We start from the raw sequence: 11,713 nt of genomic DNA on the forward strand, positions 1-11,713 counted from the left end.
AATGAAAAAATCCAAAGCAATTGTTAGTACCTCCATTGATATGGTGGTGCCGTTTTATGATTTAGACCCAATGCGAATTGTGTGGCATGGTAACTATGTAAAATACATAGAAGACGCCCGTTGTGCATTGCTTAATAAAATTGGTTATAACTATAATGCGATGGAAAAGTCAGGTTTTATGTGGCCGATAGTTGATATGCGATTAAAGTATGTTGCATCGGCTGTATTTGGATCTCGTATACGTATTCACGCCTCTTTGGTTGAATTTGAGATGCGGATTAAGATTGATTACCGTATTGAATGCCTTGATACGGATAAGGTTTTGACCAAAGCTTATACGATACAAGTTGCGATGGACTTACATACTCAAGAGCTCCAATTTGAATCGCCAAGTATATTTATCGATAAAGTGATGGCTTATGTTGAATAAACTGGCTTTAGTACTTTTGTTTTTTTTAAGTACGCAGGCTGCAGCTAATGACTTTACTCGCTTTAAAGTAGCGCAGGGTAAAGGTCAGTTTAGCCAAGCTAAACATTTTACATTTCTAAAGCGCGCGATTAAATCGCAAGGTAACTTTGTTATTCATGATCAACATGTTTACTGGCACACCCTATCACCGGTTAGAAGTGAAATGCTGTTACTCCCTAATGGGATTTACCGTCGCTTAGAACCAAAAAAAGCGTATGAAATCCTTACCCAAGATAAACAAATAAACAGTTTACTTGCAAAGTTACTTAGTGGTGACATTAACGAAAGCGATTGGAGCATAACCGCTTCAAATGATGAACATTGTTACAACCTAATACCAAAACTTGAAGACGTTGCTGCATTATTTACCAATGTCAACTTGTGTGCACTTGATGAAAGTCAACGCAGTATAGTATTAACAGACCAGCAGAATAATAAAACAGAGATAATGATGGTATTTACCAGCAAGGAGCTGACAAAAAATGACATGGATGTCGTTAAACTCACGCACTAAGTTACTCCTTTGGGGATTACAACTACTTATTTTACTCGTTGGTTTAAGCTATTTATGGCTATTTAAGCCTTTTGCTATTGTGGCTGATATTAACCAGATATTTACAGTAGAACAAAGTGAGGATGTGCGATTAGTGAATGATAAAGTTGAGCAGCAACAGTTGCGTCAACACGTCATGCTTGTTGGTCACAAAAAGCGTAGTAACGCGATAAAGTACGCAGAGCAAGCCGCACTTGCACTAAGTGATATTAATGGCATTGAGGTTAATATTCATTTTGGAGCACTTCCAGAACTGCAATCTGTAGTGAAGGATTACCTACCTTATAAATATGCATTTTTGAGTGAAAAGTATAAACACTTATTACAAAATAAAACTGCAGGTGCCGTATTTAATTATCAATTTAGTTTATTAAATGAAATGGGATCGCCATGGGTTGCAGCGACATTACCTTCTGATCCTAATTTGGGTTTAGCTGATTTTTTTAATCAACAAAACGTACCCTCAATGAAGCTTAAAAATTACCAAGGTTATCTTATTGCTCAAGGTGAGATAAAAAACGGTAGTTCTGACGATGCAATTTACTATGTGCTTATTAATTTTGTTAGTGCTAATACTGGCTTAGATTTAAATATAGCTAAAGATATAGCTACAAAAGTTAACGATATAAAAAAACAAAGTAGCGAGGAAAAATCTGGGGTAAATTATTTTGTTACCGGAGCCGCATTTTTTACCGCAGACGCAAGTATGACCGCTCAAAACGAGATGACTGTATTTGGCAGTATTTCAATTATTGCTACTTTATTGTTGATTGTGGTTATTTATAGAAGTGCATTAAGTGTTTTTTGTACGCTATTTGTCATCTCTATTAGTATGCTTTATGGGTATAGTGCATTACGTTTATTTTTTACTGAAGTAAATATTTTAACGTTGGTATTTGCTGTAACATTAATTGGTATTGCTGCTGATTATAGTTTTCATGCACTGAGCGAATTACGCTTTAGCAAAGTTGACCGGTTTAATCCCTTACGTAGTATTCGTGCGTCACTTTTATTGGGTTTTATTACGACAACAGTCGGTTATTTAATTTTAGTATTCACTCCATTAGTATTATTTAAGCAAATTGCTGTATTTACTATGGCTGGTCTATTAGGCGCTTTACTGACTGTATTACTTGTTTACCCAAGTATTGCTAGTTTTATTGTAAAAAAGCCAAGTGCAATTCCTCATTTTGTTATTCAACTAAATAATTGGCAACAAGTCATCCTCAAAAAGCGCTTAAACTATTGGTGGCAGTCCTGCTTTTTAGTTATCGCGATAGCCGCTTTAAGTATGATTAATAACGTTGACGACCCGCGTACGTTTTATAAAAGCTCAGCTAGCTTAGTGACCCAACAACAGAAAATTTCAGAAATATTAAATGCACAATGGGACAGCCCATATATTTTAGTGGCGGGGGATTCTTCTCAGCAAACATTGGAACGCTCTGAACAATTAGCTGAAGACTTAAAGCAATTACAGCAAAATAATGCCTTTACTAAATATTCAAGTATTAGCCAGTGGCTGCCCTCTATTGCTATGCAGAAAAAGTCGCAAGCGTTAATGTTGCAAGCCGAGAATGACGGTTTGTTTAATCAATTAAAAACATTATTAGAATTACCTTACACGCGAAATAATCCTAAATTAACTCAGTTAGATTTTCCAACATGGCAAAAAAGCCAAATAGCCCACTTATTTACTGATCAATGGGTCGAAATTAATAGTCGTTACTACAGCATTATAAAGTTGCAAGGCATCAATGATCCAAAGATGCTTGAAAGGACCTTAAATAACTACAAAGATGTTGTTTTTGTTGATAAAGTATTAGCTGTAAGTGAGCAGGTAGGGTTGTTTAGGCATCACTTGATTTTAATATATGGCTTAGCACTTGGTGCCGCAATGCTTGTTTTTTGGCTACGGTACGGATTGCTTAATGCGTTTATTGCCGTAAGCCGACCTGCAATTGCTATGGTAATAGCACTTGTTATTAGTGCATGGTTTTTTGACAGCTTAAGTGTGTTTAATTATGTAGCGGGCATACTCATTTTAGCATTGGGTTTAGACTACTGCGTATTTTATGCTGAGCATGGTCTTTGTGAAAAAATAACATTAACCACGCTCATCTCAGCTTTGAGTTCTTTATTTGTATTTGCAATTTTAATTTTTAGCTCAACACCCGCTGTGAGCCAATTTGGTTTCACTGTATTTATAGGTGTTGTTATGGTGTTCATTATGGCCCCGCGCCTTACTCTTGTATCGAAAAGGAATATTTAATGATATCAACTGATTTTGATGTAACTATAATCGGTGCTGGTCCGTCAGGAACAGTTGCTGCGTGTTTATTAATGCAGCATGGTTTAAGTGTATGTTTAGTAGAGCGAGATGAGTTCCCTCGTTTTTCTATTGGTGAGAGCTTATTACCACAATCAATGGATTATTTACGCCAAGCAAATATGCTCGACACCTTACTTGAAAATGCTGAAAAACTGGGTTTTCAATTTAAAAATGGCGCTGCATTTTACCGAAGTGGTCATCACACCAACTTTAATTTTGAAGAAAAGTTTAGTGAAGGCCCTGGCACAACGTATCAAGTTAAACGCGCTGAGTTTGATAACTTATTAGCTCAAGAAGCGATTAATCAAGGCGCTGAAATTCGCTTTGGTAATCGTGTTACAAACTTCACAACAGATGAAAATGGTACGTGTATTGACATTATTAATTTAAAAACGGAGCAAAAAAGTAAAATAACAGCCCGTTTCACTTTAGATGCCAGTGGGTTTGGTCGAGTTCTTCCTCGGTTATTAGATTTAGAAGAAGCGAGTGAGTTATCACCTCGTAAAGCTGTATTCACACATTTCAAAGATAATATAGATTGTCCTAAATTTGATCGTAATAAAATACTTATTACAGTTCACCCAGATATTCCTGACGTGTGGTATTGGCTTATCCCATTCAGTGACAGTACGGTGAGCGTAGGCGTTGTGGGTGAAACTGCACAGATAGAAAATCCAGATATGAGCCTTGAGCAAATATTACTTCAGTTTATAAGTGAAGATGATAACTTATCGGCATTATTAGATGACGCTAAAATTATTGCACCTGTGCGTACTATTGGTGGTTACTCAGCAAATGTAAAGCAGTTACATGGTGATAAATTTGCGTTATTAGGCAATGCAGGTGAGTTTTTAGACCCCGTATTTTCTTCTGGAGTTACAATTGCACTACGCTCTGCGGTACAGGCATCTGAACTTGTGGTTAAACAATTACAAGGTGAGACAATCGACTGGAAAAATGAATATGAAATACCACTGCGCGAAGGGATCACTGTATTTAAATACTTTGTGAACTCTTGGTATGATACGAGTTTACAATCGGTTATCTTTTTTGCAGACGGTCAGCCAGATGTAAAAGCAATGGTGTGCTCCATTTTAGCGGGTTATGCATGGGATAAAAAAAATCCGTTTGTTAAAAACACTAAACGAGGTCTCAATATTTTAGAAAAAATATGTGACTCTGAAATGACTGATAACAATGCTGCTGTTGTATAAATATGTTGCTTAGCCAAAATATGAAAATAGTATTCATTATAATTTTTATAGTGTTTTTAAATGCTTGCCAGATAGCTTATAAACCAAAGGTTGATACTGCACTGTTTGAGCCAATGCCAATACCTAACGAAATAGTTGGCAAAGGCTGGCTTGAGAAGTTTCAATTCTCAGGTGTTGTTGAACAGTCAATGCTAGTGTCTACTGAGTTTTCTGAGAAAATGATAAAAGTTGCAGCATTGAGTTTTGAAGGTATCCCGCTATCTCAGCTGCAGTTTAATACCCAGACGAATCAATTAACGACGACTAATTCGCTAGGAGTTGACTTTGATGGAAAAAAAATTATTTATGACATGCAAAGTGCGTTTTGGCCATTGGCTCAACTTAAGCAACATATTTGTAAAAACTGCCAAGTAACTCAAACTACTATTGCAGGACAATTAACTCGTCGTTTTTATCGAGGAGAGACATTAATTCGTGAAGTTATATATAATGGCTCACACACTCAACTAGTTGAGAACGAGCAGAATTATCGTTTAACTATAGAAAGATTAGAAGAATATTAATATGCAACAACCGCTATTTATTAGCCATTACGCCATGATAAATGCACTAGGGTGTGATAACCAAAGTATAAAACGTAATTTACTCGCAGGCAGTCAAGAGGGTATTGTTATCAATAACACTCTCTTTGACGAAGGTCCTATTTATGTTGGCGCTGTAAATGCTGAGTTACCCTTATTAACTGACCGAGATCTCGAGTTTCAAACTAGAAATAATCAATTGGCAGCACATGCGCTTGAGCAATTAAGAGAACCCGTTACTGAGCTTAAAAAGCAATATGGTGCACAGCGAATTGCAGTCATTGTTGGTACGAGTACATCAGGTATTGCTCAAGGTGAGCAAGCAATGAAAACTCAACAGCAAGAGGGTCTTTTTCCGAGTGAGTATCATTACCAGCAGCAAGAGATGGATAACCTAGCACAATTTATTCAAAGTGAGCTGGGTCTAGAAGGTGTTGCTTTTACGTTATCTACAGCATGTTCATCAAGTTCTAAAGCATTTGCGACAGCACAAGAAATGATAGCTTGCGGATTAGCAGATGCTGCAATTGTAGGTGGAGTAGATAGCCTATGTGGTATGACGGTAAATGGTTTTCATGCTTTAGCATCAACATCAGCAGGCATATCAAACCCATCAAGTAAGAATCGTGATGGAATAAATATAGGTGAAGCTGCCGCTTTGTGTATTGTACAAAAGCAAGGGGAAGTTAAACTATTAGGTGTTGGTGAATCGAGCGATGCGCATCATATGTCGGCACCTCATCCACAAGGTGAGGGAGCGGCAAGGGCAATGAAAAGTGCGTTAGCTGCCGCTAATATCAATATAAATGAAGTTGACTATGTAAATTTACATGGAACTGCAACACCTAAAAATGATGAAATGGAAGCTATTGCTATAATGAATGTTTTTGGTATTGAAACACCATGTAGCTCTTCAAAAGGTATGATTGGTCATACATTAGGTGCCGCTGGCGCGACTGAAGTAGGTTTATGTTGGTTATTATTGGGCGGTAATGATTATGCTCCTCATGTATGGGATGGTGAACGGGATACCAGTTTACCCGCAATAAACCTTGTTCCAGTTGGTGCTAAGCACCCTTCCCAAATTACTACCTGTTTGTCAAACTCATTTGCATTTGGCGGTAATAACGTCAGTGTATTAATCGGACTATAAGCTATGAATCATCCTCATCACCCAATCGAAAGTGTATTACCACACACTGCACCAATGATTTTAATTGATAGCTTAGAAAGTTATGATGAAATTAGCGGACGCTGTCTTGTTACAATTACTCCACAAAGTAATTTTTATGACCCTGAGTTAAAGCAGGTACCAAGCCATGTTGGAATTGAATATATGGCACAAACCATTGCCGCTTATGCTAACGCAAATCAAGTAGATAGTGGCGCTAAAGTAGAAGTCGGATTTTTAGTAAGTAGCCGTAAGTATAAAATGCATTGCACTGGTTTTTCTCTCGATAGTACTTTAACAATCGAAGTTGAAAAATTATATAGTGAAGAAAGTGGCTTAAGTGCATTTGAGTGCACTATTAAAGAAGGCGACGTGCTATTAGTGGATGCCAAAATTAATGTATTTCAACCAGAAAATCCTAGTCAATTTTTAGCGGAGCAAATTTAATGTCAAGACGTGTACTAGTAACCGGTTCAAGTAAAGGTATTGGTAAAGCCATTGCTTTAAAGCTTGCTAAAGATGGCTTTGATATTAGTTTGCATTGTCGCTCAGGAATAGAAGCTGCAGAACAGGTTAAATCTGAAATTATTGCTTTAGGCGTTAATGTTGATATTTTACAATTTGATGTTGCAGATAGAGAATCAGCTAAAGCAATTTTAGGTGGGTATGTAGAGTGCCATGGTGCATTTTATGGTGTAGTGTGCAATGCCGGTATTACTGCTGATACTGCATTTCCTGCAATGACAGATGAAGAGTGGGATAGCGTAATACACACAAATCTAGATGGGTTTTATAATGTGTTGCACCCATTAGTTATGCCTATGGTAAGTAATCGTAAAGGTGGGCGTATTGTCGCTATGTCATCAGTGTCGGGCGTTGCTGGTAACCGTGGACAAGTTAATTATAGTGCATCAAAAGCGGGTATTATTGGCGCTTCGAAAGCGCTTGCTGTCGAGCTTGCAAAGCGAAAAATAACTGTGAATTGCGTAGCACCTGGTCTTATTGATACTGGTATGACTGATGATTTACCAATAGCCGAAATGAAAAAAATGATTCCCGCTAACCGTATGGGAAATGTAGATGAAGTGGCTGCAACAGTCGCTTTTTTAATGTCTGATGGCGCAAGTTATATTACCCGTCAGGTAATTCAAGTTAATGGTGGAATGGCGTAATGAAACGTGTTGTAGTAACGGGAATGGCGTCTATCACTGCGCTAGGTGATGATTGGAATGTATTCAAAGCGGCTTTAATAAAAGGCGAAAATGCAGTAAAACGTATGCCTAGCTGGGATTATATTGATGGTTTAAATACTAATTTAGCAGCCCCCGTTGAAGGTTTTAGTCGTCCAGCAAACTATACGCGAAAGAAGGTTCGTTCTATGGGGCGTGTTTCTCTTATGTCGACAGTTGCGACTGAGCGAGCCTTAGAACAAGCACAATTATTAGAACACCCAGCTTTAACTGATGGTTCTACTGGCGTGTCATACGGCTCATCAATAGGTTCAACAGAGCCTTTAGTCTCTTTTGGCCGCATGATGGAAAGTGGTTCTATGAATGGCGTAACCGCGACGAGTTATATTCAAATGATGGCTCATACTGCACCGGTTAACGTTGGCGTATTTTTTGGTTTAAAAGGTCGTGTGATCACAACAAGTTCAGCGTGTACTTCTGGTTCACAAGGAATTGGTTATGCATACGAAGCCATAAAATTCGGTCGCCAAAAGTTGATGGTCGCAGGTGGTGCTGAAGAGTTATGTGTTACAGAAGCGGCTGTTTTTGATACTTTGTATGCAACGAGTACAAAAAATGACACACCTAAAAATACACCTAGACCATTTGATAAAAATCGTGATGGTTTAGTTATTGGTGAGGGCGCAGGTACACTCATCTTAGAAGAATATGAACATGCTAAAGCTCGTGGTGCAACCATATTAGCTGAAGTAGTCGGCTTTGGTTGTAACTCTGATGGGAAACATGTAACGCAACCAACTTCTGAAACCATGCAAGTTGCTATAGAAATGGCACTGCAAGATGCTAATATCTCAGCGGATCAAATTGGTTATATTAATGCACATGGTACTTCAACCGACAGAGGTGACATTGCAGAATCTCATGCAACATTTAATGCATTAGGAGCTAAGCCAATTAGTTCATTAAAAAGCTACCTAGGGCACACTCTTGGTGCGTGTGGTGCTATAGAAGCATGGGCAAGTATAAACATGATGAATGATGACTGGTTTGCACCCACTATTAATTTAACCGCAATAGACAGTGAATGTGCTCCTCTTGATTACATTATTGAAGAAGGCCGACAGATTCATACAAACTTTGTAATGAGTAACAACTTTGCCTTTGGTGGTATTAATACATCTCTTATTTTTAAACGGTTTCAAGGTGAATAAAGTTAAGTGGCTATACCTATTACTCACTTTATTTAGTACGTTTTCATTTGGTGCATCAAAGCTTGAAGTGGGTGGCGGTATTTTTATGGCTGACATCCCACATTACCTAGGTTCTGATCAAAGTGAACAGTATGTACTCCCAGTACCTTATATCCGTTATCAAAGTGATGATTTAGATATCGACCGCAATAGCTTTACAGGTTACTTGTGGCATCAGGGGAACCTGCATTTAGATATTTCTGCCGGTGTAACTATTATAACACGGCACGTGAGGGCTTAGATGATTTAGATTGGGTGTTTGAACTGGGGCCATCATTAAATTATTATTTAATGGGGACACCACAAACAAAACGTCACCTATATTTTGGGCTTTTTACTCGAAAAGCAATGGCTACCGATTTTGGGTCTGTCACTAATGTAGGTTGGCACTATGGACCGAGTATTTATTTTGAGTCGCCACTTTTAGTAACGAATAATTATGAGTTAAGTACCAGCATAAGAGCAAACGCTAATTTTGCTGACGATCGTTATTTAAATTATTATTATGGTATTTCTTTACTTGATAGTAGTGCTGAACGAGCTGAATTTAATAACCGTTCTGGATATTCAGGATCAGATTTATCTATTGGGATAAATTTTGATACTAAAAAATATTGGCTAGGTGGTTTTGTAAAATATGATTACCTAGCAAATACAAAGCAGCAACACAGTCCCTTAGTTAAGCAAAATAGTAATATATCGCTTGGTTTTGGCGTTGCATGGAAATTTTATACACGAGAAGGAAGATAAAATGAAAACGATTATAAGTACGTTACTTATTGCCACAGCATTAATGACATCGGCTGCTCAAGCCCGTGATGATATTAGTAAATACCCAATTCAAAAATTGTTAGAAACAACTAAAGCAAAAAATGCATTATTGGATATTCCACTTTACTTTGCTGACCAAAGCTATTCAAAAGAAAGCAGCAAATACGGTGAAGTAATCACTAATAAAAAAACCAATGCATTTGGTAAGTCTGATACTGAGGCATGTGAGTGGGTAATGTTAAGTGCACTTAAAGCATTACAAGAGCGTGCAGTAAAAGAAGGCATGAATGCAGTTGTTAATATTCAATCATATTACAAAAAACGTGAGTTTGTCAGTAGTACTGAATTTGAATGTGGTGCAGGTACTATTATGGCTGGTGTTGCATTAAAAGGCACTTTAGTTAAGTTATAACTAACTGTTAGCTAGTTTTTACTGTATAATTTGCGACCCTTGATAATGTGGCCGTAGGTTATACAGCATGAATTTTAAATCTTTTAGTTTCGCTCCTGAAATCATCCAGGCGTTGGACGAACTTAACTATCACACCCTTACGCCCATTCAGCGCGCAGCAATTCCAGCTGTTCGTAAAGGTAAAGACGTTTTAGCCAGTGCACAAACTGGTACCGGCAAAACTGCCGCGTTTGCTTTACCTATCATCCAAAAATTGGTTGAGTCTGAACTCAGCACAACTAATGCACCTCATGCATTAGTACTTGCTCCAACGCGTGAACTTGCAGAGCAAATTGCAAATAACTTTAGAGATTTTGCAAAGCATACATCACTTAAAGTCGTTAGTTTATTTGGTGGTGTGAGCACTGCCGGCCAAGCAAACGCTTTAAAAGAAGGCGTTGATGTTGTAGTTGCTACACCAGGTCGTTTATTTGACCATATTCGTTTAGGTAACTTAAGCCTTGCAAGCGTTAAGCATCTTGTTCTTGATGAAGCTGACCGCATGCTTGATATGGGCTTTATTGAAGATATGCAAAACGTGATTAAAAGCTGTGCAGAAGAGCGCCAAATTTTACTTTTCTCTGCTACATTCCCTGCAGCAATTAAACAGTTTGCATCTAAAGTATTAAAACAAGCTGAAATAGTGCGTGTTGATCAAACTAATAGTACAGCAAGTACCGTTGAACATGTTGTTTACCCAGTTGAAGAGCGTCGTAAGCAAGAGTTACTTTCTGAATTGATTGGTAAGAAAAACTGGCAACAAGTGCTTGTATTCGTAAACATGAAAGAAACCGCTGACGAGCTTGTTAAAGAGCTTAACCTTGATGGTATTCCGGCTGGCGTTTGCCACGGTGATAAATCTCAAGGTAACCGTCGTCGTGCTTTACGTGAATTTAAAGAAGGTAAGGTACGCGTATTAGTGGCTACAGAAGTGGCTGCTCGTGGTATCGATATTGATGGCTTACCGCGTGTAATTAATATTGATTTACCTTGGCTTGCAGAAGACTACGTTCACCGTATTGGCCGTACAGGTCGTGCTGGTCGTCAAGGTCAAGCAATCTCATTTGTAAGCCGCGAAGAAGAAAACACCTTGTTTGAAATTGAAACGCTAATTGGCCAAAAAATTAAGCGCGTATATTTAGAAGGTTATGAAGTAAGTAACCGTGAAGTACTCATTGATAAAATTGGTAAAAAACCAGCGCATTTACGCCGTACACGTTCTAACAAGTTATCAGGACAAGCAACCGGTGAAGCGAGAGCAGTAAATCGTTCACGTATTTCAAGCGTTCGTAAAAGCTTAAAAGGCGAAAAACTGTCACTTAAAAAGTCATAGTTAACGCCGTTTAGTTAAAAAACCTGAGTTTACTCAGGTTTTTTTGTGTCTGAAATTTGAGTGTTAGTAAAGTTATACCAATCTGCTTATATATGGGGTCTATTTAACGTTAAGAAAATTACGCTAGAACTAGGCAAAAGTTTTTGTCTCTAGTTGTTCTCGGCAATTGCTCCCTGCATTGCTCTACCTCCTGCATCCATGCAGTTGTAAATGAAAAATTTTTAACGACCTTATAGTGCAATTTAATTCGTTAAATTGATCAAAGATTTATGCAGGTTGGTATTAATGCATTTAAACAAAAAAGCCTCACAAAGTGATAACACCGATCAGTTAAGGTATTTTTGATCGGTTGACCGATCTTTTGGTTGCTTCACAATACCCTTATCATCTTTTGATTA

13 protein-coding genes are annotated in these 11,713 nt (G+C 37.9%); all 13 read left to right on the top strand.

The genetic code is table 11. The features are described from left to right. Position 1: 1 nt before the first annotated feature. The 13 genes from GQR55_RS15960 to GQR55_RS16015 all read left to right on the top strand — a co-directional run bounded on the left by GQR55_RS15960 (position 2) and on the right by GQR55_RS16015 (position 11,315). On the top strand, positions 2 to 430 hold the full coding sequence (locus GQR55_RS15960; RefSeq protein WP_166421381.1) for an acyl-CoA thioesterase: 429 nt from the start codon (positions 2 to 4) through the stop codon (positions 428 to 430). Further along, positions 420 to 983 carry an outer membrane lipoprotein carrier protein LolA gene (locus GQR55_RS15965; protein ID WP_166421382.1) on the top strand — a complete coding sequence of 188 codons (564 nt, stop codon included), beginning with the start codon at positions 420 to 422 and terminating at the stop codon, positions 981 to 983. Before GQR55_RS15960 ends, GQR55_RS15965 begins: the two co-directional genes overlap by 11 nt. Then, positions 952 to 3,294 carry an MMPL family transporter gene (locus GQR55_RS15970; RefSeq protein ID WP_166421383.1) on the top strand — a complete coding sequence of 781 codons (2,343 nt, stop codon included), beginning with the start codon at positions 952 to 954 and terminating at the stop codon, positions 3,292 to 3,294. The genes GQR55_RS15965 and GQR55_RS15970 overlap by 32 nt, the downstream gene beginning before the upstream one ends. Continuing rightward, entirely contained in the window at positions 3,294 to 4,568 is a 1,275-nt protein-coding gene (locus GQR55_RS15975; protein WP_166421384.1) for an NAD(P)/FAD-dependent oxidoreductase, read from the top strand. Before GQR55_RS15970 ends, GQR55_RS15975 begins: the two co-directional genes overlap by 1 nt. A gap of 20 nt (positions 4,569 to 4,588) precedes the next feature. After that, positions 4,589 to 5,131, top strand: a complete 543-nt coding sequence (locus tag GQR55_RS15980) for a DUF3261 domain-containing protein (RefSeq protein WP_166421385.1) — start codon at positions 4,589 to 4,591, stop codon at positions 5,129 to 5,131. Between the two features lies 1 nt (position 5,132). After that, positions 5,133 to 6,302: a beta-ketoacyl-[acyl-carrier-protein] synthase family protein gene (locus tag GQR55_RS15985; RefSeq protein WP_166421386.1), complete on the top strand. Its 1,170-nt coding sequence runs from the start codon at positions 5,133 to 5,135 to the stop codon at positions 6,300 to 6,302. Positions 6,303 to 6,305: 3 nt separating this feature from the next. Further along, positions 6,306 to 6,767, top strand: coding sequence for a hotdog family protein (locus GQR55_RS15990; protein WP_166421387.1), 462 nt, complete (start codon positions 6,306 to 6,308; stop codon positions 6,765 to 6,767). After that, on the top strand, positions 6,767 to 7,492 hold the full coding sequence (locus GQR55_RS15995; protein WP_166421388.1) for a 3-ketoacyl-ACP reductase FabG2: 726 nt from the start codon (positions 6,767 to 6,769) through the stop codon (positions 7,490 to 7,492). Before GQR55_RS15990 ends, GQR55_RS15995 begins: the two co-directional genes overlap by 1 nt. Next, positions 7,492 to 8,721 (top strand): beta-ketoacyl-ACP synthase, encoded by a 1,230-nt coding sequence (locus GQR55_RS16000; protein WP_166421389.1) that lies wholly within the window; start codon positions 7,492 to 7,494, stop codon positions 8,719 to 8,721. Before GQR55_RS15995 ends, GQR55_RS16000 begins: the two co-directional genes overlap by 1 nt. Then, a complete protein-coding gene (locus tag GQR55_RS20225; RefSeq protein WP_240916887.1) occupies positions 8,714 to 9,001 on the top strand; it encodes a MipA/OmpV family protein in 288 nt (95 codons plus the stop codon). Before GQR55_RS16000 ends, GQR55_RS20225 begins: the two co-directional genes overlap by 8 nt. A gap of 14 nt (positions 9,002 to 9,015) precedes the next feature. After that, positions 9,016 to 9,510 carry a MipA/OmpV family protein gene (locus GQR55_RS20230; protein ID WP_346774263.1) on the top strand — a complete coding sequence of 165 codons (495 nt, stop codon included), beginning with the start codon at positions 9,016 to 9,018 and terminating at the stop codon, positions 9,508 to 9,510. 1 nt (position 9,511) lies between these two features. Next, positions 9,512 to 9,943, top strand: coding sequence for a hypothetical protein (locus GQR55_RS16010; RefSeq protein WP_024611386.1), 432 nt, complete (start codon positions 9,512 to 9,514; stop codon positions 9,941 to 9,943). 67 nt (positions 9,944 to 10,010) lie between these two features. After that, a complete protein-coding gene (locus GQR55_RS16015; RefSeq protein ID WP_039487573.1) occupies positions 10,011 to 11,315 on the top strand; it encodes a DEAD/DEAH box helicase in 1,305 nt (434 codons plus the stop codon). The last annotated feature ends 398 nt before the right edge of the window (positions 11,316 to 11,713 follow it).

This window comes from Pseudoalteromonas sp. Z1A8 (assembly GCF_011378855.1).
Classification (GTDB): domain Bacteria; phylum Pseudomonadota; class Gammaproteobacteria; order Enterobacterales; family Alteromonadaceae; genus Pseudoalteromonas.